This is a genomic window from Janthinobacterium kochi (assembly GCF_051380715.1).
In the GTDB taxonomy this organism is placed as follows: Bacteria; Pseudomonadota; Gammaproteobacteria; order Burkholderiales; family Burkholderiaceae_D; genus Janthinobacterium.
Map to the genome: position 1 here is coordinate 696,061 of NZ_JBNYXO010000001.1, position 21,936 is coordinate 717,996.

Below are 21,936 nucleotides of genomic sequence, written 5' to 3' on the forward strand. Positions count from 1 at the left end.
ATAGTTCGCATGGGTTTATTCGCAAGAGCAAAGAAGTACGATGGCTGGCTGGCCACGGCGTTTGGCCGCGAAGGCGTCAGCGCTGTCGTTGTCGAACGTCCCGCCGACGGCATGCCGCGCGTGCTGGGCGCCAGCTACCAGGCGGCAGCGCGGCCGGCACCGGCCGAGGTGCTGGAAAAATTGGGCAAGGAGTTGCAAGCGGCAGCACGCCACTGCACCACCGTGCTGGCCGGCGGCGAATACCAGCTGCTGTCGCTGGAAGCGCCAGCCGTGCCGCGCGAGGAACTCAAGACGGCCGTGGGCTGGCGTTTGAAGGACATGCTGGACTTCCCCCTGGCCGAGGCCACCATCGACGTGTTCGATATTCCCGGCGACCCGAACGGCACCCAGCGGGGCAGCAGCGTGTTTGCCGTCGCCGCGCGCAACAGCGCCGTGTCGCGCCGCCAGGCGCAGTACGCCGAATGCAAGATCGGCCTGTCCGTGATCGATATCCCTGAAATGGCGCAGCGCAATATCGCCACCTTGCTGGAAACGCCGGGACGCGGCATCGCCGTGCTGTTTTTCGATGGCGACGGCGGCTTGCTGACCATGAGTTTCAATGGCGAACTGTATCAGGCGCGGCGCATCGACGTGACCCTGACGCAATTGCAGTCGCCCGACGCCAGCCAGTACTACGACCGCGTCACCCTGGAACTGCAGCGCTCGTTCGATCACTTCGACCGCCAGTTCCATTTCATTTCGCTGGCCCGCTTGATGCTGATGACGGGCGCGGCCGATGGCTTGCACGGCTACCTGGCCGACAACCTGTACATGCCGGTCGAGCAGCTGGACCTGGCCACGGTGCTGGACTTGTCGCAGGCCGCCGAACTGCGTGATCCCGCCATGCAGGCGCGCTACTTCCTGGCCATCGGCGCCGCCTTGCGCGAGGTTGGCCTGCACACGGGCAAGCACGAAGGGAAGGGCGCATGAGCCAGCAGATCAATCTGTTCAATCCCCAGTTTGAACTGAAAAAACACCATATGTCGGCGCGCACGGCCAGCCTGGCCCTGGGCGGCCTGGCGCTGCTCTTGCTGGCCCTGGGCATGCTGGCCCATCAGGCAATGGCCGGCCTGGAACAGCGTGAAGCGGGCGTCAAGGCGGCGCTGGCGCAAGGCGAGGCGAAGCGCGACCAGACCTTGCGCGAATTTCCTCCACGCAAGAAAGATCCGGCGCTGGCACAGGAACTGGCGGCCGTCGAGGCGCAGCGCCAATTGCTGCAGGATGCGTCAAACGTGCTGGCCAGCGGCAAGCTGGGCAATACACTCGGCTACGCCGGCTATTTCCGCGCACTGGCACAGGCCAGGGTCGAGGGCGTATGGCTGACGGGCGTGGACATCGCCGGTGCCGGCAATGACTTCGGCTTGCAGGGCCGCGCCTTGCACGCGTCGCTGCTGCCCGCGTACATCACGCGCCTGGGTCAGCAAGAGGTACTCAAAGGCAAGACATTCGCCAGCCTCGACATCGTCCAGCCCGAGCAGCCGGCCGCGGCCGAGGGCAAGGCGCCTGGCCTGCCGTATATCGCGTTCAGCCTGCAGTCTGCCGACCGCGCCGTCACGCCGCCTAAACCTGTTGCGGGAGGAACACGCTGATGCTGCCCTTGCTGAAAAAATGGGCCACCGCCTTCGACGCCCTCAGCCTGCGCGAGCGGCTGATGGTGTTTGGCGCCGGTGCCGCCGCCATCGTGTTCGTGTTTTATTTCATGAGCTTTAGTCCCCTGTTGGCGAAACGCGCTACGCTGGAGGCGAGCATTGCGCAGAAGCAAAGCCTGTTGACTGCCACGAACAAGGAAATCGAGCTGACCATGCTTGCCCATGCCGCCGATCCTGACCAGGAAGCGCGCAGGCGCCTGCTGGCCTTGCAGGCGGATACGGCTGCCCTGGCACGGGCGCTGCGCGAGAAGCAGCACGGCCTGGTGGCGCCCGAACGCATGGTCACCTTGCTCGATCACCTGCTGCGCCGGCACGCGGGACTGCGCGTGGTCTCGCTGAAAACCTTGCCCGCCAGCGCCGTGGGCGCACGCCAGGCGGAGGCCGCGAACAGCGATGCGGCGGCCAAGGCCGACGTTGCCAAGGCGACCGTCCCGGCACCCTTGCTGCACCAGCATGGCGTGGAAGTGGTGCTGCAAGGCAGTTATGCCGACATGGTGCAATACATGCAGGCGCTGCAAGCGATGCCGACCCGCGTCTTCTGGGGCGGCGCCCACCTCGACGCCGCCAGCTATCCGGGCGCCACGTTGACCCTGACCTTACATACCCTCAGCATGGACGACACATGGATCGCACTCTGACCGCCTGGGGCGCGCTGTTGGCGCCTTTCCTGATGCTGGGCCTGGCATGGCCGGGCGCGCAGGCGCAGGCGCTCGATGATCCGACGCGCCCGCCTGCTGCACTGTGGGCGCCTGCCAGCGCTGCCCCCGTCGTTGCGGCCCGGCCGCAGCTGCAATCGGTGCTCATTTCCACTCAGCCGGGCGGACGCCGCCTGGCCGTCATCGATGGCCAGGTGGTGAGAGTCGGCAGCAAGGTGGGAGATGCCGTGGTGACGGAGATCCACGACACGGCAGTGCTGTTGCGGCGTGGCAAATCACTGGAAACCTTCAAGCTGTACCCGAGCAGCAAGACCGACAATAAGTCTGACAACAAGGCCGATCGCATGACCGATCGCAAGCAGGAGTAGAAGAAGTGGCCAAGCAACTCAATCAATACAAGGCGAGCATGTTCAAGATCAGTACGATGGCGGCTGTCATCAGCGTCAGCCTGGGCCTGGGCGGCTGCAATGTCGCGCCCGTCAAGCGCGACACCTACAATGCGATCACCGATGCCGTCAAGGGCGCGGCGGCCACTACGGCGCCAGCGGCCCAGCCGGACGCCGTGGAAGCGGCGCTGCTGCCGCCCGTGGCGACCCTGGCCCAGCAATTGCCGAAGGCCCGCGCCGCGCTCGACGAGCGCTTCAACGTGGCCTTCAATAATGTGCCGGCGCGCCAGTTTTTCACCTCCATCGTGGTCGGCACGCGCTACAACATGCTGGTCCACCCCGACATCGGCGGCACGATTTCCGCCAATCTGAAGGATGTGACCCTGTTCCAGGCGCTCGATGCCGTGCGCGAACTGTATGGCTACGATTACAAGGTCGAGGGCACGCAGATCTATATCAAGCCCCTGACCATGCAGACGCGCTTGTTCCATGTCAATTACCTGACCGGCGCGCGCAGGGGCAGTTCCAACCTGCGCGTCTCGTCCACCTCGGTGGGCTCGGTGGGCTCGACCAGTTCGGGCGGCTCGGGCAATAGCGGAAATAACAATCAGGGCAACAATAACGAGCAGAACCAGCAAACCAATGGCGGCCAGGGCGGCCGCACCCTGGACAGCAGCAACCTGACCACCTCGTCCACGGCAGATTTCTGGCCGGAATTGAGGGCGGCGCTGGAAGCCATCGTCGGCAGCAGCGAAGGTGGCCGGCAAGTGGTGCTCAGCCCGCAGTCGGGCGTGATCGTCATCCGCGCCATGCCGGAAGAGTTGCGCAATGTCGACATGTATTTGAAGGCCACGCAGCTGTCCGTCGACCGCCAGGTGATCCTGGAAGCGAAAATCCTCGAAGTCGAGCTCAACGACAATACGCAGACGGGCATCAACTGGGCCTCGTTCGCCTCGATCAAGAGCGGCCACACAAACCGCATCTCGACCGGCTTCATCCAGCCAGGCGGCAGCCTGGCGCCACTGCCGTTCAATGGCGGCCAGCCGCCCAACATGACGAATGGCAGCGGCTTGACGGCCAGCAGCGGCTTTGGCCTCAGTTCGGCGGCGACCTCGGCCGGTTCCATGTTTGGCCTGGCTTTCCAGACGGCCAATTTTGCCGCCATGATTTCCTTCCTGGAATCGCAGGGCTCCGTGCACGTGCTGTCGAGCCCGCGCATCGCCACCATGAATAACCAGAAGGCCGTGCTGAAGATCGGCACGGACGAGTTTTACGTGACGGGCGTATCGACCACCACGAATACGACGGCCAGCGGCGCGACGACCAGCCCCAACGTGACCTTGCAACCGTTCTTTTCCGGCGTGGTGCTGGACGTCACGCCGCAGATCGATGCCGATGGCAACATCATCCTGCACGTGCACCCATCCGTTAGCCAGGTGTCGACCATTAGCAAGGAAATCGACCTGGGCAGCGCCGGTTCGCTGAAATTGCCGCTGGCCGCGTCCAGCACCTCCGAGATGGACAGCATGGTGCGCAGCCAGGATGGCCGCATCGTCGCCATCGGCGGCCTGATGCGCCAGGCCACCACGGCGGACCGCTCGCAAGTGCCGGGCGCGGGCGACATTCCCGTGCTGGGCGCGCTGTTCCGCAATACGGGGCAGGTGATCCAGAAGCGCGAGCTGGTGGTGCTGATCAAGCCCACCATCGTCGATGGCGCCAATAGCTGGAACGAGGACTTGCTCGATTCGGGCAAGCGCATCGAGGCGCTCGACCCGCGCCGTCCGTCGGAGCGGCGCTAAATGTACCAGGCCCATTTCGGCTTGCGCGAGGCGCCGTTCGGCCTCACGCCCGATACCAGTTTCTTCTTCAACGGCCCGCAATCGCAAAAGGCGCTCAACACCTTGCTGGTGGCGGCGCGCAATGGCGAGGGCTTCATCAAGATCACTGGCGAAGTGGGCACCGGCAAGACTTTTCTTTGCCGCAAGTTCATGCAGTCGCTGGGGCCGGACTTCGTCACGGCCTACATCCCGAATCCGAACTTGCCGCCCCGTTCGCTGATCCTGGCCCTGGCCGATGACCTCGATGTGTTGCTGGAGAAAGATGCTGACCAGCATCAGCTGCTCAAGTCCCTCAACTTGCGTTTGCTCAACCTGGCGGCGCAAGGCAAGCGCGTGCTGCTGTGCCTGGATGAAGCGCAGGCGATTCCCGTCGACAGCCTGGAAGCGCTGCGCCTGCTGACGAACTTGGAAACGGAAAAGCGCAAGCTGCTGCAAATCGTGCTGTTCGGCCAGCCCGAGCTGGACGTCAAGCTGGCCCTGCCGGAAATCCGCCAGCTGGCGCAGCGCATTACCTTTCACTACCACCTGGGACCGTTGTCGCGCGACGACGTGGATTTTTATGTGGCGCACCGCCTGCGCGTGGCCGGTTTCGATGGCGCGCGCCTGTTCAGCCGTGGCGGCGTGAGCAAGCTGTACAAGGCTTCCGGCGGCATTCCCCGCCTGATCAACATTATGGCGCACAAGGCGCTGATGGTGGCGTATGGCGAAGGCCGCCAGCAGGTCAGCGGGCGCCACGTGGCGCTGGCCGCCAGCGATACCCTGGCCGGCAAGCCGCGCCGCTGTTGGCAGCGGCCATGGCCGTGGCTGGCCGGCGCCGGCGTGCTGGCCGCCGCCTGCACCGTGAGCTGGACTTTATTGAACCGATGACGAAGATGAGCCTGTAGATGAGCCTGATTAACAAGATGTTGCAAGACCTCGATGCGCGCGGCACCCCCGATGGACGCGGCGACGCGGCCGGCATCCGCTCCGTGCCCGAACGCGAGCGGGGCGTCTCGCGCGCGCTGGTCTTCGGGGGCGCGGCCGGCCTGACGGCGGCGGCCATCGCCCTGGGCTGGGTGTACTGGAAGCGCCCGCCCGTGCCGCCCGTGCTGGTCAGCGTGGCCAGTACGCCTGTTTTGGCTCCTGTATCGGCCCCGGCCCCAGCCCCGGCGCCTGCCGCCGTTGCCCCCGCGCCCGCGCCCGTCGTGGCGGTGGAACCCGAGCCCGTGTTCCAGGCCGAGGAAGCCACCCCGGCATCAGCCCGGGCGCGGCCCGCCGAAATGCGCCGCATTACGGGACAAGCCGTCAAGCCTGCCCCTGTGGTCGTGGTGAAGACGCCGGCAACGGCCGCCAGCGAGCGCATCATTGATGGCAAGCAAGTCACTGCGCAGCAGCGCGTGGAGAATGCATACCGGCGCGCGCTGACCCAGTTGCAGGATGGCCGCGTCTCCGACGCCATGCTGGCCTTGCAGCAAACTTTGCAGCTGGACCCGCGCCACCAGGGTGCGCGCGAAACCCTGGTGCGCCTGCTGCTCGAAGCGCAGCGCCCCGACGAGGCAGCGCGCCAACTGCAGCTGAGCCTGGCGCTGGACCCGAAACAGCCGGCGCAAGCGATGATGCTGGCCCGTTTGCAGCTGGATAAGCCCAACGGCGGCACGGCCGCCCTCGATACCCTCATGCGCAGCCTGCCGTACGCCAGCGACAGCGGCGAGTACCACGCCTTCCTGGCCGGCGTGCTGCAGCGCGAGCAGCGCTACCGCGAAGCGTCCGAGCACTACCAGCAGGCCCTGCAGACGGCACCCGACAACAGCGTCTGGTGGATGGGCCTCGGCATTGCCTTGCAAGCCGACAACCATCCGGCCCAGGCGCGCCAGGCATTCGAGCGGGCCAAGGGCTTGCAAACCCTGTCGCCCCAGCTGCAGGCGTTTGTCGAGCGCAAGCTGGTGCAGCTGACTGCGGCGACGGCGAAGTAGTGCTCACCTCAATGAAAGAAACCAGCTTGAAGCCGCTCCATCTGCTCATCGTCCTTTGCTGTCTTGCCAACAGCGCACGTGCGGCGCCCGCCAGCGCCCCTGCCAGCTACGTTCTTGAGAATACGGAAGTGCGCGACATCCGCGCGCAAGCCTTGGAACGCGATTACCAGCTGTATGTCGCCTTGCCCGATTCCTATCGGCAGGGCAGCAAGCGCTATCCGGTGCTGTTTGTCGTCGATGCCAATTATTCGTTCGCCATCGTGCGCAATATCGCGCAGCGCCTGAACAAGCATGCTGGGATGGAGGAAGTGGTGGTGGTGGGCCTGTCGTACGCCAACGGCGATGGCGGGGTATACAGCCGCCGCCGCGACTACACGCCCACCACGCCGCGCAAGCATGATTACCGTTCGGACATGCCGGGGCGGCAACCGGCGTTCGGCGAAGCGAAGGCGTATGGCCAGTTCGTCTCGGGCGAGGTGTTTCCCTTCATCGCGCAGCATTACCGCGTGAACATGCAGCGCAAGGTTTTTATTGGCCATTCCTACGGCAGCCTGCTGGGCCTGCAATTTTTGCTGACGGAACCGCGCACTTTCGAGCATTACATCCTCGGAAGTCCGTCGCTGTGGTACGACGCTGGCGTCATGTTCGACCGCGAGCAGGCATATGCCGCCAGCCACAAGGACTTGCCTGCGTCCGTGTTCTTCGGCATCGGCGGCCTGGAAAAGCTGGCGGCGGGCAAGAAGCGTTCGCGTTCGGAAGAAGAGGCCGACATGCTGGCGGACGTGCGCGAGTTCGACGGGAAGTTGAAATCGCACAAGTACCCCGGCTTGAAGACGCGCTTGCGCGTCTTCAAGGATGAAGATCACGCGAGCGTGTTTCCTTTTGTACTGACGCATGGATTGCGGGCGTATTTGACGTCCGCAAAATGAAAGGCGCTCAGGGGCGCATCAATGCCGGCATGATCAGCTTGGTCAGCAATTTTTCGCTGAGCGCGTGGGCGTCGCGTACCTGGAAGTTGGTCGTGGTGATGACGACCACCGCATCGAGTTCCGGCAAGACGAGCACTTTATTGCCGCCAGAACCTGCCATCCCATAGCTTTGCACCGTGCGGCCATTGGCCGTGAACGGTTGCAACCACCACAGATAACCGTAGTCCATGCCTTCACGCGCGTTGGCATGGGGCGCGATCGAGCGCTTGACCCATTCGGCCGGTATCACCTGCTTGCCATTCCAGCGCCCGCCGTCGAGGTAGAGCTGGCCAAGCTTCATCAGGTCCACGCTGCGCAGTTGCAGTCCGCCGCCCGTCATGGCGCTGCCCTTGGGCTGGAGTTGCCATTTCACCTTGTCGATGCCCAGCGGCTTGAACAGGTTGGCGGCAGCGAAGTCCGGCACGCTCTGGCTGCTCACTTTTTCAAGCAGCGGTCCCAGCAGGGTTACGCCTGCCGTGCAGTAGCTCCAGGCGCGGCCATGCGGCGATTGCTCGGGGCGGGGCTGCCATTCGGGAAAGCCGCGGATCGGCAGGTCGGCCACGAAACGGCTCCAGTCTTCCACCAGATACATGCGCTCTTCGTTGCCGCGCGAATGCTGGTTGTCGTCGTCGCATTCGAGCAGCGAGCTCATGGTCAATAAGTCCTCGACCGTGATCTTGTCCTTGCGCGGGTCGGCATGGGCCAGCGGCCGCAGTTCCGGAAAGTGTGGCAGCACGGGAGTGTCGGCGCGCAACAGCTTGCGCTCGATGGCCAGGCCGACCAGCATGCCCGCTACCGTCTTGCCAACCGAACGCGTGTTGCGCAGGCTGTCGGCGCCATCCTTGTCGAAGTAGTGTTCGTAAAGCAGTTTGCCATGCTGTGCCACGACGACGCTGGTGACCTGCTTGAAGTCGCCCGCGTCGATGGCGGTGGTAACGCCGTCCAGTTCGCCCGCGTGGACGTTGCTGCCGCAGGCCAGAAGAAGGGGGAGGTATCGCAACATGGTGTACTCCTGAGTTGGAAAAGGCCAGTCTAGTCTTGCAAACCAAGCATTGTCTTGGACGTTTGAAACATTTGGCGGCGATAGTTGCTGGGTGTCATGCCGTAGCGGGCCTGGAAGGCGCGGCTCATGTGACTCTGGTCGGCGAAGCCCACGCTCAGCGCCACGTCGGCCATGCTCAGTTCCGGACGGCGCAGCAGGCCGCAGGCTTGATCGACGCGGCGCCAGCGCAGCAGGTCGCCCGGCGAACAGCCCCAGGCCTGGCGGAAGACGCGGGCCAGGTGCACGGGATGCACGCCCAGGGCAGCGGCCACGTCGGCGATCCGCAGATGCGTGTCGTTGGCCAGGTCCATCACCGCTTCATAGGCTTGGTGGGCCCAGGCTGGCAGCGATGGGCGCGCCTTCTGGGGCGTCTTGTGCAGGCTTGCCAGCATCTCCCACGCGCCCGCTTCCAGCAGCGCGGCATCGCCGCCGCGACCGATTTCGCGCGCCAGCCGGAAGGCGGCAGCCGCGCTGGCGGTATCGCGCAACACGGTGGCGCATTCCTGGGCCGCATGCAATTCTTCGGCGCCCGACAGCTGGGCAGGGTCGAGCGATACCGTCATGAAACTGCCTTTGCCATCGACGAAGCGGTCGCGGTGCGTCGTGCCGGCAGGATTGAAGACGAGGGTGGGTGACGGCGCGCGCGCCGGGGCGTGGAGGGCGCTGGAAATATACGTGCCGGACAGGACGAAGACGAAGTGGGCATCGTCATGCCGGTGCGTTTCGACTTCGTCCTCGCCACGCGTGGCCTTCAGGCGGCGGATATCGAAGATGCTGCCGCGTGCGCCGTGATGCACATCGCCATAGAATTGGCCGGACTTGAACTGGAGTGGAGTGGTCATATCGGCATGGTATGTGCGCCCGCCCGGATGGGCGAGCGCGGGCCGACGAATAGCGCCAGACGCAGGATGAACGGTCGATTCAGGGGAATGCGCGGGATGTCGGACGGCGCCACCGAGCCGGCTTTCCGGGGCCGGCGGCAGCCGTGCAGCCGTGCAGGGCAGGGCATGGGTAAAATCTGCGGAGCATTCAGATGTCGTCATCGATACTGGATCGCGCCAGGGGCGAGCGGCAGGAATGCCTGGCGGTGAGCGCCAGACAGTGCCAGCTTCGTCATGTATTCTCCGACCGCCGCAAGCGGTCATCGATAAGGGCCGGTGCAATGCGTACATTGAATGAATTATTGGATAGTGAAGACCCGGCGTTTCCGCTGATCAGGCAATGGGCCAGCGAGGCGGACTTGCCGGTGGAATTGCTGCCTCCCTCGGCCGGCAGGGAGGACGTGCTGCTGAGCCTGCAGGTCACCACGCGTTCTCCCCTCGGCGCGATTGCCTATGAAACCGGGGGCATCCTGGTGGACGATGGCTGGTTACGCATACTGGGGTCTGGCCATGGCAAGCTGGGCCGAAACATTGCTATGTGGAATGAAGGAAAGGCCGAGGGTTTTCTGCTGGTGGCCGATGACGTGCTCGGCGGCTTTTTCGCCATCAATGGCGGCGCGCTCGGGCCCGATCAGGGCAATATGTATTACCTGGCCCCCGAGACGCTGGAGTGGGAAGCGCTGGAGATCGGCTTCACGACGTTTGTCGAATGGGCTTTTACCAGCCAGTTGCGGCAGTTTTACGGCCGGCAGCCTGGCGATGCGGATGGCTTTGACGAATTGCCCTTGTCCGGCGAGCTATGCCTGAATTTTTATCCATTTCTGTGGACGCAAGAGGGTTCCCTCAAGACCAGTTCGCGGCGCGCCATTCCGGTGGAAGAGCAGTGGGCGCTCAACCTTGATCTGAAACAGAAGTTGCTGGATGCACCTGTTAGTGCGAGCTGAGGCATGGCTTGCGGGCGTATTTGAAAGCGTCGCAATGGGCATCCCGATGCGGCAATGGCGAGCGCGCAGTCGAGCCGGCGAAATGGCGTTTCATTCCCCCAATTCAGCAGTTTGTCGCAATGGCTAGTGTCAGAACATGGCAATCGGATAGCATACAGTGGGCTTCCTCATGATGAGTTGGCCGCAAGCGAGTGTTCGATACTGGCGCTGCCGCAGTCATCAACGAATGCTTCTCCATGACCTCGACCAGGATGATACGCATGAAATTGACGCTTCCACATGTTCTTTCCACCTGCCTGCTAGGCGCTGTCGGCGTGATCGGCAGCGTGCACGCGGCTCCCGGCGATGCCGAACTGCTAGCTTTGGTGCAGCGCCATGCGCAGGCGCAGAATAACTTTGATCAAGTTGCCTTGAAAGCCACCACGGCCGAGAATTATGTGGAAATATCGCCGGTCGGCGAGGTGGACGGGCGTGAAAAAATGCTTTCCTTCTATGCGCCGGAGCAGAAGCGGCCGAGTCCTCAACTCCAGGTCGATGAGCCGGTGGTGCGTCTTTTTGGCGACACGGCGCTCATCTCGGCACGGCTGTCCTACCGTCTCAATCAGGACGCGGCCACCCGGAGCTTCGCCCTGCGCGCCGGGTATGTGGCCCGGCTTGTCGACAAGCAATGGCTGCTGGTCAGCGCGCAGTACACCGGCATCCGTCCACCGAAACCGTGAGCTGACACTTTTCCGGGGGCCGGGTCTGGCGCCCGGCGTGATCCAGGCAGCCTACAACCGCGCCTCATCCCCCCACACATTGCGCATGCTGAAATGCACGCCCGCATCGTCTTCATGCAGCGACGAAACGATGGCGAACTGGCTGTCGCCCGTGTCGCGCGGCGTCATTTGCGCCAGCTGAGCTGCGGCCAGCGGCGCGCCCAGCGGGTCGCTGAGCGGATGCACGTGGGCGGCGCCCCGTTGCGTGACGACCCCCAGTTCGCCGCTGCGCAGGCGCACCAGGGTGCCGGGCGGATATTTGCCCAGCAGCTTGACGAACTGTTCTCCCAGCAGCGGGTCGATGGGCACGCCCTGGTCGAGGAAGATGTGCTGCAGCGCCTGGTCGGGCACGATGGAGCGGCGGTAGTTGCGCGCGGAAACGCGGGCGCAATAGCGGTCGGCCAGGCCGATCAGCTTGGCGTTTTGCAAGATTTCATCGGCGGTGCGGCCCTGCGGGTAGCCGCTGCCGTCGTCGTTTTCATGGTGCAAGAGCACGCAACTGAGCCATTCCTCGTCGTCGACGCCGGCACAGCGCAGCAGTTCCGTGCTTTCCTGCGGATGCTGGCGCACGATGCGCATTTCTTCGTCATTCAGGGGGCCGCGCCGGTCCTGGAAGCTGTCGTGGTGGCGCAGCATGCCCACGTTCATCGTCAGCGCGGCCGCGCCGATCAACAGTAATTCATCGTGGGACTTGTGCATGCTGCGCCCCACCAGCATGGCCAGCAGCGCCGTTTCGATGCAGTGGCGCACGGCGTAGGTGCCGGCGATCTGGTTGAGCAGGATGCTGGCCAGGGCGATGTCGGCATCGTGCCCGAGCGCACGCAGCAGTTCGCGGGCGATGTCGCGCACGTCGCGCTCGGCGTTGCTTTCGCTGCGCAAGTCCAGCAGCAGCCGTTCCAGGCGCTGCGCCGCCTGGTTCAGCAGGCGCAGCACGGATGGCTGCTCGGGCGTGCCCACGTACAGGCCCAGCTGCAGCAAACGGCCCAGCTGCGCGCCGTCCGTGATGATCTGCCCCTTGCGTAGTTGTGGGCCGGCACTATGGTCAGCCAGAAACAAATCCCAAGGCAGGGGTTCGCCGGGAACCAGGTCGGCCGGGCCGATGCGACGCTGTACCATGCTGTCATCCTTTGCTCCGCCGTGGCGAAGCCATGCTCAGTGCTCGGTTAAATGCTGCGCAGACGCTCCAGCGCCAGGCGCAAGGTCTCGTCCTGTTTGGCAAAGCAGAAGCGCACGATGCCCGACTCCTTGCCCTGAGCGTAAAACGCGGAGACGGGAATGGCGGCCACCTTGATCTCGGCCGTCAGCCATTCGGCGAACTGCGCTTCCGTCTCTTGTGAAATGGCATCGTAGCGCATGCACTGGAAATACGTGCCGTCGGCCGGCAGCAGGGTAAAGCGGCTGCCCGCCAGGCCGTCGCGGAACAGGTCGCGCTTGCGCTGGTAAAACGCGGGCAAGTCCAGGTAGGGCTGCGGGTCCGCCATGTAGCCGGCCAGGCCGTGCTGCATCGGCGTGTTGACGGTAAATACGTTGTACTGGTGCACCTTGCGAAATTCCGCCGTCAGGGCCGCTGGTGCCGCCACGTAGCCCACTTTCCAGCCCGTCACGTGATACGTCTTGCCGAAGCTGGAAACGATGAAGCTGCGCGCCGCCAGTTCCGCATTGCGCGCGAGCGACTCATGGCGCACGCCGTCGTACACCATGTGTTCGTAGACTTCGTCGGACAGTATCAAAATTTGCGTGCCGCGCACGATGCCGGCCAGCGCGGCGATATCCGCAGGGCGCAAAATGGTGCCCGTCGGGTTATGCGGCGTATTGATGATGATCAAGCGCGTCTTGCCGCTGACGGCGGCGGCCAGCTTGTCCCACGGCACGCTGTAGCCGGACTCTCCCACTTGCATGGCCACCAGCACAGGCACGCCGCCGGCCAGCGCGATGGCCGGCAGGTAGCTGTCGTAGGCCGGTTCGATGACGATGACTTCGTCGCCAGGGTGCACGCAGCACAAAATCGCCGTGGTGAGCGCCTGCGTGGCGCCGGCCGTGACGGTGATTTCCGTGCCTGCATCATAACTGTGGCCGTACAGGCTGGCGATCTTGGCGGCGATGGCCTCGCGCAAAGGCGCGGCGCCCGTCATCATCGGATACTGGTTGTGGCCGGCGCGCATGGCGTCGCTGACGAGATCGATCAGTTCAGGCGCGCAATCGAAGTCGGGAAAGCCCTGGCCCAGGTTGACGGCGCCATGCCGGGCCGCCAGGCTGGACATGCGGGTAAACACGGTGGTGCCGACAGCAGGCAGGCGGGTGGTCAGGCTGGGAGTCAGATGGGGCAGGGACGGGCTGTTCATGAACGGTAGGGTCGCGGTGCGCAAAGTGGAATCGTTGCCCATTCTAGCGCAGCGCGCCCCGTTGCGTGCGGGGCTTTGGCGGCTCAGCCTGGCAACGCCCAGCCTTCCGGCAGCATGATCTTGAACATGCCGGCCTTGGCCGTCTTGCGGGCCAGTTTCAGCAGCGCCTTGTCCTTGGTGATGAGGATGTCGGCGTTGGCGTCGCGCGCCAGTTCGAGGAATTTCTGGTCATCCTTGTCCGTGCAGACGGGCAGGCGCACGCCGGAGGCGGGTGGCGCTACCACGCTGATGTGGGCGTCGAAGCGGGCGGCGGCGACAGCGCGGCTGGCTTCATCGAGCGGCAGATGTTTGTAATGCAAAACGACCAGATATTCCGCGCGGCAATCTTCGCGCGTGATGGCGTGCACGGCGCCGCTTTCCATGGCCTCCAGCAGGGGTGTCCAGCGCGGGTCGTTGAAGACGAACAGGTCGAGGCAAACGTTGGTGTCGAGGACGAGTTTTTGTGGAGCAGGTATCATGTCGGCAATTCTATTCTGTAGTGATAATTTATGTTGATCGTGCTTTCGCCCGCCAAGAGTCTCGACCTGGAGACGCCGCCAACAACCACGTTGCACAGCACCCCCGATTTTCTCGACCATTCCGCCCAGCTGATCGAGCGCATGCGCCAGTTCTCGCCCGCCGAAGTGGGCAGCCTGATGGGCATTTCCGACGCCTTGTCGGCCCTCAACGTGGCCCGCTACGCGTCCTGGACGCCCAAATTGGCGGAAGCGCGCCAGGCCATCATGGCCTTCAATGGCGACGTGTATGCTGGTTTCGAGGCCCGCAGCCTGCAACCGGCCCAGCTCGACTATGCCCAGTCGCGCGTGCGCATTTTGTCGGGCCTGTACGGCTTGCTGCGCCCGCTGGACCTGATCCACCCGCACCGCCTGGAAATGGGCACGCGCTTGGCGACTGCGCGTGGCAAGGATTTGTATGCCTTCTGGGGCGACACCATCACCAATGGCCTGAACCGTACCGCGCAAGAGCAGGGCGCGAAAGTGCTGGTTAATCTTGCTTCCGAAGAATATTTTAAATCCGTCAAGCCGCGCCAGCTGGACGTGCCCGTCATCGCCCCCGTGTTCGAGGACTGGAAGAACGGCAAGTATAAAATCATTTCGTTCTATGCCAAACGCGCGCGCGGCATGCTGGCCCGCTATGCGGCTGTCAACGCCATCCGCGACCCGGAACAGCTGAAGCAGTTCGACGTCGATGGCTATGGCTTCGTGCCGGAAGCGTCGAATGACAAGAGCTGGGTGTTCCGGCGCAAAGTAGCTGAATAAGTAAAAAAACCGGGCTAGCCCGGTTTTTTATTGCAGCTTACTGCCAGAATTTCCACCACTTGCGTTCCTTGTTCACCCCTTCCGGGCTGAGGAATGCCGTGTTCGGGTAGTTCTTGGTCAGCACGCGCAAGGTGTCGTCGCGCAAGTCGGTCAAGCCCAGCTTGTCATACGAGCGGTACATGATGAACAGCGCTTCTTCGATGGCTGGCGAAGCGGCAAAGTCGCTGACCGTCGTTTGCGCGCGGTTGGCGGCGGCCAGGTAGGCGCCGCGGCGGTAGTAATAACGCGCCACGTGCACTTCGTATTTCGCCATGGCATCGATCAAATAGTTCATGCGGGCCAGCGAATCGGGCGCGTACTTGCTATTTGGAAACTTGTCGACCAGTTGCTTGAAGGCCGCAAACGCTTCGCGCGTGGCTTTCGGGTCGCGCTCGGTCGGGTCTTGCTCGTACAGGAAGTTCAGGAAGCTGATCTGGTCGTTAAAGCTGATCAGACCACGCAAGTAGTACATATAGTCTACATTGGCGTGGTTCGGATGCAACTTGATGAAGCGTTCGACGGCAGCCAGTGCCTGCGCCTGGTCTCCCGCCTTATAATACGCGTAAGCGATCTCCATCTGCGCTTGCAGAGCATAGTTGCCGAAAGGATAGTTAGCCTCCAGCTTCTGGAACAGGCCGATTGCAGCTTCATAGTGCTGCCCGGCCATTTCTTCACGCGCCTCCGAGTATAATTTCGTAACAGACCAGTTTTTGGTCTCATCCACTTTTTCAGGCAACAAGCTGCAAGCGGACATGCCGAGCAGAACGACTGAAGCGACTACCAACGATAATTTTTTTTGCATGACGTTTTGCAAGAAGGTTTTAACCAAGATTTTACAATAGGCTGATTATAGCCGATGGGAATGCTGTGATATTAACTCCGAAGCCTAATTTGGCTGACTCCGCGTTTGACTCCCTTTCTGACCATGGCGCCGAAGATGCGTTTGACGGCGATTTTGCCGCCGACGACGCCTTCGAGATCATGGCCCCGATTACATTGGAACTGACGCCGGACGCCTGCGGCCACCGCCTCGATAAAGTCATCGCCCAACTGGTGCCGCAATACTCGCGCAGCCGCCTGCAATTATGGCTGGAAGCCGGTTTCGTGACCGTCGATGGAAAAGTTGCCAAACGCAACATGACCGCCTATGGCGACGAGAAGATCGTCATTCTGCCGCAAAGCGCGCCGGAAGACGAGGCTTTTAAGCCGGAAGCGATGCAATTGAACATCGTGCACGAAGATGAGCATATCATCGTGATCAACAAACCGGCCGGACTGGTCGTGCATCCGGGCCCCGGCAACTGGTCGGGCACCCTGCTCAACGGCCTGCTGCACCACTGCCCGCAGCTGGCGGGAGTGCCGCGCGCCGGCATCGTGCACCGCCTGGACAAGGATACCAGCGGCCTGATGGTGGTCGGCAAGACCCTCGCTTCGCAAACGGATCTGGTGCGCCAGTTGCAGGCGCGCACCGTCAAGCGCGAATATTTCGCGCTCGTATGGGGCACGCCGAAAATGGCGGGCACCATCGACGCATCCATCGCGCGCCACCCGCGCGACCGCGTCAAGATGGCCGTCTCGGAAAACTTTACGGCCAAGCCGGCCATCACGCACTATGAATTGATCGGCAGCGGCGAACTCGATCGCCGTCCCGTGAGTCTGATGCAATGCCGTCTGGAAACGGGCCGCACGCACCAGATTCGCGTGCACATGCAACACCTGGGGTTTGCGCTGGTCGGTGACTCCGTGTACGGCAAACAGCATCTGGTGTCCGTCTTCTCGCGCCAGGCATTGCAGGCGCGCCGCCTGGGCCTCGTGCATCCGGGCACCCTGGAAGCGTGCGAGTGGATCGTGCCGCTGGCCGATGATTTCGCGCAATTGATCGCCACCGCCGGCATTCCCGAGCCGGAACAGGTCTGATGAGGGCTGCCTTGCCTTGTATTAATCCCCATTGGCCCGGCCTGCCCGCGAACGTGGGCGCGCTGGCGACCGTGCGCGCGGGCGGCGTCAGCCAGGGCCCATACGGTGACGGGCAGGGCGGCGGTGGCTTGAACCTGGGCACGCACGTGGGCGACGAACCTGCGCACGTGGCGGCCAACCGCGCGCGGCTGGCGGGCGTTCTGCCATCCGAGCCCGCCTGGCTGTCGCAGGTGCATGGCGTGGCCGTGGCCGATGCAGCCAAGCTGCACGGTTGCGTGCCCGACGCCGACGCCAGCATCACCACGCAGGCCGGTGCCGTATGCGTGGTGATGACGGCCGATTGCCTGCCGGTATTGTTCTGTTCGACAGACGGTCTGGTCGTCGGCGCGGCCCATGCGGGCTGGCGCGGCCTGGCCAGCGGCGTCCTGCAGCGCACGGTGGACTGCATGCGGGCGCAGGGCGCGGGGGAGATCCTCGCCTGGCTGGGGCCAGCCATAGGCCCGCAGCAATTCGAAGTGGGACAGGACGTGCTGCAAGCGTTTCGCGACGGCGCGCGCGATGCTGCCGAGCGGCAAGTGCTGAGCGGTGCATTCACCGCCATCGCCGGCAAGCCGGGCAAGTACCTGGCCGATATCTATGCGCTGGCGCGCACCATGTTGCTGCGCGATGGTGTGGCGCAAGTGGCGGGCGGGGAATATTGCACCGTCAGCGATGCGGCGCAGTTTTACTCGTACCGGCGCGATGGTGTCACGGGAAGACAGGCCAGCTTGATCTGGCGCAAATAATCTGCACGGCAGACACTTATGTGTCTGCCGTTTTTGTTTTATCGTCTGCTGAGGCGAGCGCGCGCGCCTTCATCTCAGCGATGCGCGCCGCCTTGCGTTTGCGTCGCCGCGAGCCCGTCAGATAGAATAGGATGGACAGCGGGATGACGCAGTACAGCACGAAGGTCATCACCCCGGCGACGATGGACGGTTCCGTCAGCGCCATGAGGCCGACGACATAGATCCAGGCAACAGCGGTCATGAGCATCATAGGTATTGGCAGTCAGTAAGAGTTTGCATGCAGTTGATCCAGAAGTATTTATTTTTGACGACGTTTTAATTTCTTAATGGACTTTTACATCTATGAATATGCCCGATCCTCAAATGATGACCAAGGAATGGATGGCGCAGATCAGCAATCCTGAGCAGTGGAAGACGTGGTTCAACATGGTACCGCAGCCGCAGGGCAATCCGATTGCCGGCATTTTGCAGGATGCGGGCGCCAGCATCAAGCCGGAAGCGATCGAGCAACTGAAAAATGCCTATGTGGCCAAGCTGACGGGCTTGTGGGCTGACTTTATGGCCGGCAAGGCGCCGGAGCTGAAAGACCGCCGCTTTGCCGCGCCCGCCTGGCATGCCAGCCCACTGTCGGCCTTCAATGCGGCCGCCTACCTGCTGAACGCGGAGTTTCTCAGCGCCATGGCCGATGCCGTGGAAGCGACGCCGCACCAGAAGCAAAAGATTGCGTTCGCCGTGCAGCAAATCGTCGACGCCATGTCGCCCGCCAACTTTCTCGCCACCAATCCTGACGCCCAGCAAACCCTGATCGAAACCAAGGGCGAGAGCCTGGCCAAGGGCTTGAGCAATATGCTGACCGACATGCAAAAGGGGCGCATCTCGCAATCCGATGAATCGGCCTTCGAAGTGGGCCGCAACGTGGCCACCACGGCGGGCACGGTGGTGTTTGAAAACGCCTTGTTCCAGCTGATCCAGTACACGCCGACGACGGCCACGGTACACCAGCGGCCCCTGCTGATGGTGCCGCCGTGCATCAATAAATTCTATATCCTTGACTTGCAGCCAGAAAACTCGCTCGTGCGCTATGCGGTGGAGCAGGGCAATACCGTATTCCTGATGTCCTGGCGCAATCCGGACATGAGCATGCAGCACCTGACGTGGGACGATTACGTCGAGCAAGGCGTGATCGAAGCCATCCGGGTGACGCAAGACATTTCCGGCCAGGACAAGCTCAATATGTTTGGCTTTTGCGTGGGCGGCACCATCGTCTCGACGGCGCTGGCCGTGCTCAAGGCGCGGGGCGAGAATCCGGCCGCCAGCCTGACCCTCTTGACCACTTTCCTCGATTTCTGCGACGCGGGCGCGCTCGACGTCTTTATTGACGAGCCGCAAGTGGCGTTGCGCGAGCAGAGCCTGGCCAAGGGCGGCCTGATGACGGGGCGCGACCTGGGCAGCACGTTCTCGAGCCTGCGGCCGAACGACCTGGTGTGGAACTACGTGCAAGCGAATTACCTGAAAGGCAAGGAGCCGCCCGCGTTCGACTTGCTGTACTGGAATGGCGACGGCACGGGCTTGCCGGGCCCCATGTTCTGCTGGTATCTGCGCAACACTTACCTGGAAAACAGCCTGAAAGTGCCGGGCAAGCTGATGGTGGCGGGTGAACAGGTCGACCTGGGTAGCATCGACGCGCCTGCTTTCATCTACGGTTCGCGCGAAGACCATATCGTGCCCTGGGGCGCGGCCTATGCCAGCACGGCCCTGCTGAACCCGAAAAAACCGAAAGCCAACCGTTTTATCCTCGGTGCTTCGGGCCATATCGCCGGCGTGATCAACCCGGCCTCGAAGAAAAAGCGCAGTTACTGGAGCAATGACCAGCCACGCACGGCGAAAGCCAAGCCCTTGAGCGCCGAGCAATGGATGGACGGCGCGACCGAGCACGTGGGCAGCTGGTGGCCCGAATGGGCAGCCTTCCTGACCGAGCACGGCGGCGCACAGGTGAAGGCGCCAGGCAAGCCGGGCAACAAGCGGCACGCGGCAATCGAGCCGGCACCGGGGCGGTATGTTAAAGTCAGGGTGGACTAGTTTGCAAAAGCTTCTCGCCTGACAAGACCGGCGTAATCTCCGGTCTTGTCAGGAATCTACTTTTAGTTGCGTTGCAATAAATGCGGGAATCTACTACCCTGATATGCAATGGAGCCGTTTTCCACTCTATAATGGAAAAAGTAGGCAGGTGCGAAAGCGGACCCACGTTCGCTTTTTTTTCGGATTAACTCTGTACGCGCTGCGGCGCAATAAGTGGAACTTGTGATGAGTAGTGCAAAAAAAAGTATAGACCGCCTGATTAAAAAATATCCCAACCGCCGTTTGTACGACACGCAAACCAGTTCCTATATCACCTTGACGGACGTCAAGCAGTTGGTGCTGGACAATGAAGTGTTTACGGTCGTCGATGCCAAATCCAATGAAGATTTGACGCGCAGCATCTTGCTGCAAATCATTTTGGAAGAGGAAGCGAATGGCGCGCCCATGTTCTCGAGCAGCGTGTTGTCGCAGATCATCCGCTACTATGGCCATGCCATGCAGGGCATGATGGGATCCTACCTGGAAAAGAACGTGCAAGCGTTTACCGATATCCAGCACAAATTCACAGGCACGTCGGCCGGCAGTTTCGAAGGCAAGCCATTCAGCCCAGAAATGTGGACGCAGTTCATGAATGTCCAGGGCCCGATGATGCAAGGCATGATGAACAACTACATCGACCAGAGCAAGAGTCTGTTCGTGCAGATGCAGGAACAGATGCAGAGCCAGAGCAAGAATCTGTTCGGCACGTTCCCCTTCGTTCCGCCCGTTCCGCCGACGGACAAGAAATAAGCACTGTCAACAGACGCTCACGGGCCATTCAGCGCCCGTGAGTGGTATTGGCATCATCAAAACAGCATAGTTCTGCCAGCAAGGGGCGGCTCGGGGTACAATAGCCGATTCGCCTCACCATTTTACTAGCTGCCAACTATGTCTGAAATTCACCGTATTCCCGTTCCTTCCGCCAAGCCCGAGGCCATGCTGGCCATGCCAGGTGCGGCGCCGAAAGTGGGCTTTGTCTCGCTCGGCTGCCCGAAAGCGCTGGTCGACTCCGAACAAATCCTGACCCAACTGCGCGCCGAAGGTTACGAAACGGCGAAATCCTACGCTGGCGCCGATCTGGTGATCGTCAATACCTGCGGTTTTATCGATGCTGCTGTGCAAGAGTCGCTCGACGCCATCGGCGAAGCGCTGGCTGAAAACGGCAAGGTCATCGTCACCGGTTGTCTGGGCGCCAAGAAAGATGCTGCCGGCGACGACATCATCATGAAGGTGCACCCGAAAGTGCTGTCCGTCACCGGCCCGCACGCGCTGGCCGAAGTGATGGATTCCGTTCATTTGCATCTGCCGAAACCGCATGCGCCCTTCCTCGACCTGGTGCCGCCGCAAGGCATCAAGCTGACGCCGAAGCACTATGCCTACCTGAAAATTTCCGAAGGCTGTAACCACCGTTGCAGTTTCTGCATCATCCCATCGATGCGCGGCGACCTGGTCTCGCGTCCGATCGGCGAACTGATGATCGAAGCGGAAAACCTGTTCAAGGCCGGCGTCAAGGAATTGCTGGTCATTTCGCAAGACACCTCGGCGTATGGCGTGGACGTGAAATTCCGTTCCGGCTTCTGGAATGGCCGTCCCGTCAAGACGCACATGACGCAGCTGACGGAAGCGCTGGGCGAACTGGCCAAGTCCTACGGCGCCTGGGTGCGCTTGCACTACGTGTATCCGTACCCGCACGTGGACCAGATCATCCCGATGATGAGCGGCGGCCACATCCTGCCTTACCTCGACATTCCGATGCAGCATGCGCACCCAGATGTACTGAAGCGCATGAAGCGCCCGGCCAGCGGCGAGAAAAACCTCGACCGCATCCAGGCCTGGCGCGCCATCAACCCGGATCTGACCATCCGCTCGACCTTCATCGCCGGTTTCCCTGGCGAAACGGAAGCGGAATTCGAGTACTTGCTGGACTTCCTCAAGGAAGCGCAGATCGACCGCCTGGGCTGCTTCGCCTATTCGCCTGTCGAAGGCGCGACGGCCAATGCGATCGAAAATCCCGTGCCGGAAGAGCTGCGCGAAGAGCGCCGCGGCCGCGTGATGCTGCTGCAGGAAGAAATTTCCCGCAAGCGCTTGCAAGCCAAGGTCGGCAAGACCGTGCGCGTGCTGATCGATGAAGTCACCCGCTCCGGCGGCGTGGGCCGCTCGTCCGCCGACGCGCCGGAAATCGACGGCGTCGTGTATGTGAAGCCGCCATTCGAGCCGCACCGCAAGCTGGCCGTCGGCCAGTTTGTCGACGTGACCATCACGTCGGCGGATGCGCACGACTTGTGGGGCGCTGCGGAATAAAA

At 62.6% G+C, this 21,936-nt stretch carries 23 protein-coding genes; 16 read left to right on the forward strand and 7 right to left on the reverse strand.

Annotation, left to right across the window (positions count from 1 at the left end):
• Positions 1-9 precede the first annotated feature (9 nt).
• From ACQ4WL_RS03275 to ACQ4WL_RS03310, 8 genes are read left to right on the forward strand one after another with little or no spacing between them, the layout of a single operon-like run.
• Positions 10-969 carry an agglutinin biogenesis protein MshI gene (locus ACQ4WL_RS03275; protein WP_436508054.1) on the forward strand — a complete coding sequence of 320 codons (960 nt, stop codon included), beginning with the start codon at positions 10-12 and terminating at the stop codon, positions 967-969.
• Positions 966-1,628: an MSHA biogenesis protein MshA gene (locus ACQ4WL_RS03280; RefSeq protein WP_436508055.1), complete on the forward strand. Its 663-nt coding sequence runs from the start codon at positions 966-968 to the stop codon at positions 1,626-1,628. Before ACQ4WL_RS03275 ends, ACQ4WL_RS03280 begins: the two co-directional genes overlap by 4 nt.
• Positions 1,628-2,326, forward strand: coding sequence for a type II secretion system protein M (locus ACQ4WL_RS03285; RefSeq protein WP_436508056.1), 699 nt, complete (start codon positions 1,628-1,630; stop codon positions 2,324-2,326). Before ACQ4WL_RS03280 ends, ACQ4WL_RS03285 begins: the two co-directional genes overlap by 1 nt.
• Positions 2,311-2,712 (forward strand): MSHA biogenesis protein MshK, encoded by a 402-nt coding sequence (locus ACQ4WL_RS03290; RefSeq protein ID WP_436508057.1) that lies wholly within the window; start codon positions 2,311-2,313, stop codon positions 2,710-2,712. Before ACQ4WL_RS03285 ends, ACQ4WL_RS03290 begins: the two co-directional genes overlap by 16 nt.
• Before the next feature lie 38 nt (positions 2,713-2,750).
• Positions 2,751-4,529 carry a pilus (MSHA type) biogenesis protein MshL gene (gene mshL / locus ACQ4WL_RS03295; RefSeq protein ID WP_436508349.1) on the forward strand — a complete coding sequence of 593 codons (1,779 nt, stop codon included), beginning with the start codon at positions 2,751-2,753 and terminating at the stop codon, positions 4,527-4,529.
• Positions 4,530-5,435: an ExeA family protein gene (locus ACQ4WL_RS03300; RefSeq protein ID WP_436508058.1), complete on the forward strand. Its 906-nt coding sequence runs from the start codon at positions 4,530-4,532 to the stop codon at positions 5,433-5,435.
• 17 nt (positions 5,436-5,452) lie between these two features.
• On the forward strand, positions 5,453-6,520 hold the full coding sequence (locus tag ACQ4WL_RS03305; RefSeq protein WP_436508059.1) for a tetratricopeptide repeat protein: 1,068 nt from the start codon (positions 5,453-5,455) through the stop codon (positions 6,518-6,520).
• A 26-nt stretch (positions 6,521-6,546) separates the two neighbouring features.
• Positions 6,547-7,449 carry an alpha/beta hydrolase gene (locus tag ACQ4WL_RS03310; RefSeq protein ID WP_436508060.1) on the forward strand — a complete coding sequence of 301 codons (903 nt, stop codon included), beginning with the start codon at positions 6,547-6,549 and terminating at the stop codon, positions 7,447-7,449.
• A gap of 7 nt (positions 7,450-7,456) precedes the next feature.
• Here the strand turns inward: ACQ4WL_RS03310 and ACQ4WL_RS03315 are convergent, their stop codons facing one another.
• Both ACQ4WL_RS03315 and ACQ4WL_RS03320 read right to left on the reverse strand, forming a co-directional pair.
• Positions 7,457-8,491, reverse strand: coding sequence for a serine hydrolase domain-containing protein (locus ACQ4WL_RS03315; RefSeq protein ID WP_096235860.1), 1,035 nt, complete (start codon positions 8,489-8,491; stop codon positions 7,457-7,459).
• Positions 8,492-8,520: 29 nt separating this feature from the next.
• The gene (locus tag ACQ4WL_RS03320) at positions 8,521-9,372 is read right to left on the reverse strand and encodes a helix-turn-helix transcriptional regulator (protein ID WP_436508061.1); all 852 of its coding nucleotides are present in this window, start codon (positions 9,370-9,372) and stop codon (positions 8,521-8,523) included.
• Positions 9,373-9,563: 191 nt separating this feature from the next.
• Between ACQ4WL_RS03320 and ACQ4WL_RS03325 the strand changes: the two genes are divergently transcribed.
• Together ACQ4WL_RS03325 and ACQ4WL_RS03330 are read left to right on the forward strand one after the other, a co-directional pair.
• On the forward strand, positions 9,564-10,355 hold the full coding sequence (locus ACQ4WL_RS03325) for a DUF2625 family protein (protein ID WP_436508062.1): 792 nt from the start codon (positions 9,564-9,566) through the stop codon (positions 10,353-10,355).
• 260 nt (positions 10,356-10,615) lie between these two features.
• Complete coding sequence (locus tag ACQ4WL_RS03330; RefSeq protein WP_436508064.1) at positions 10,616-11,074, forward strand: nuclear transport factor 2 family protein; 459 nt, start codon at positions 10,616-10,618, stop codon at positions 11,072-11,074.
• A 51-nt stretch (positions 11,075-11,125) separates the two neighbouring features.
• On the opposite strand, the gene ACQ4WL_RS03335 is transcribed toward ACQ4WL_RS03330, so the two are convergent.
• The 3 genes from ACQ4WL_RS03335 to ACQ4WL_RS03345 form a co-directional block, all read right to left on the reverse strand.
• Positions 11,126-12,229: an HD-GYP domain-containing protein gene (locus ACQ4WL_RS03335; RefSeq protein ID WP_436508065.1), complete on the reverse strand. Its 1,104-nt coding sequence runs from the start codon at positions 12,227-12,229 to the stop codon at positions 11,126-11,128.
• A gap of 47 nt (positions 12,230-12,276) precedes the next feature.
• Positions 12,277-13,455, reverse strand: coding sequence for a pyridoxal phosphate-dependent aminotransferase (locus tag ACQ4WL_RS03340; RefSeq protein ID WP_436508066.1), 1,179 nt, complete (start codon positions 13,453-13,455; stop codon positions 12,277-12,279).
• 83 nt (positions 13,456-13,538) lie between these two features.
• The gene (locus tag ACQ4WL_RS03345; protein WP_436508067.1) at positions 13,539-13,973 is read right to left on the reverse strand and encodes a putative toxin-antitoxin system toxin component, PIN family; all 435 of its coding nucleotides are present in this window, start codon (positions 13,971-13,973) and stop codon (positions 13,539-13,541) included.
• A gap of 30 nt (positions 13,974-14,003) precedes the next feature.
• Here ACQ4WL_RS03345 and yaaA point away from each other — a divergent pair, with 30 nt between their 5' ends.
• Positions 14,004-14,774 (forward strand): peroxide stress protein YaaA, encoded by a 771-nt coding sequence (yaaA, locus tag ACQ4WL_RS03350; RefSeq protein WP_436508068.1) that lies wholly within the window; start codon positions 14,004-14,006, stop codon positions 14,772-14,774.
• 37 nt (positions 14,775-14,811) lie between these two features.
• Here the strand turns inward: yaaA and ACQ4WL_RS03355 are convergent, their stop codons facing one another.
• Entirely contained in the window at positions 14,812-15,615 is an 804-nt protein-coding gene (locus ACQ4WL_RS03355; protein WP_071076763.1) for an outer membrane protein assembly factor BamD, read from the reverse strand.
• An 89-nt stretch (positions 15,616-15,704) separates the two neighbouring features.
• Between ACQ4WL_RS03355 and ACQ4WL_RS03360 the strand changes: the two genes are divergently transcribed.
• Both ACQ4WL_RS03360 and pgeF read left to right on the forward strand, forming a co-directional pair.
• Positions 15,705-16,730, forward strand: a complete 1,026-nt coding sequence (locus ACQ4WL_RS03360; RefSeq protein WP_436508070.1) for an RluA family pseudouridine synthase — start codon at positions 15,705-15,707, stop codon at positions 16,728-16,730.
• Positions 16,730-17,515: a peptidoglycan editing factor PgeF gene (gene pgeF / locus ACQ4WL_RS03365; protein WP_436508072.1), complete on the forward strand. Its 786-nt coding sequence runs from the start codon at positions 16,730-16,732 to the stop codon at positions 17,513-17,515. The genes ACQ4WL_RS03360 and pgeF overlap by 1 nt, the downstream gene beginning before the upstream one ends.
• Before the next feature lie 16 nt (positions 17,516-17,531).
• Here the strand turns inward: pgeF and ACQ4WL_RS03370 are convergent, their stop codons facing one another.
• On the reverse strand, positions 17,532-17,765 hold the full coding sequence (locus ACQ4WL_RS03370) for a hypothetical protein (protein ID WP_436508073.1): 234 nt from the start codon (positions 17,763-17,765) through the stop codon (positions 17,532-17,534).
• A gap of 113 nt (positions 17,766-17,878) precedes the next feature.
• Here ACQ4WL_RS03370 and phaC point away from each other — a divergent pair, with 113 nt between their 5' ends.
• The 3 genes from phaC to rimO all read left to right on the forward strand — a co-directional run bounded on the left by phaC (position 17,879) and on the right by rimO (position 21,934).
• A complete protein-coding gene (gene phaC, locus ACQ4WL_RS03375; RefSeq protein ID WP_436508074.1) occupies positions 17,879-19,594 on the forward strand; it encodes a class I poly(R)-hydroxyalkanoic acid synthase in 1,716 nt (571 codons plus the stop codon).
• A 225-nt stretch (positions 19,595-19,819) separates the two neighbouring features.
• On the forward strand, positions 19,820-20,383 hold the full coding sequence (phaR, locus tag ACQ4WL_RS03380; protein WP_010399000.1) for a polyhydroxyalkanoate synthesis repressor PhaR: 564 nt from the start codon (positions 19,820-19,822) through the stop codon (positions 20,381-20,383).
• 195 nt (positions 20,384-20,578) lie between these two features.
• Positions 20,579-21,934: a 30S ribosomal protein S12 methylthiotransferase RimO gene (gene rimO / locus ACQ4WL_RS03385; protein WP_436508350.1), complete on the forward strand. Its 1,356-nt coding sequence runs from the start codon at positions 20,579-20,581 to the stop codon at positions 21,932-21,934.
• The last annotated feature ends 2 nt before the right edge of the window (positions 21,935-21,936 follow it).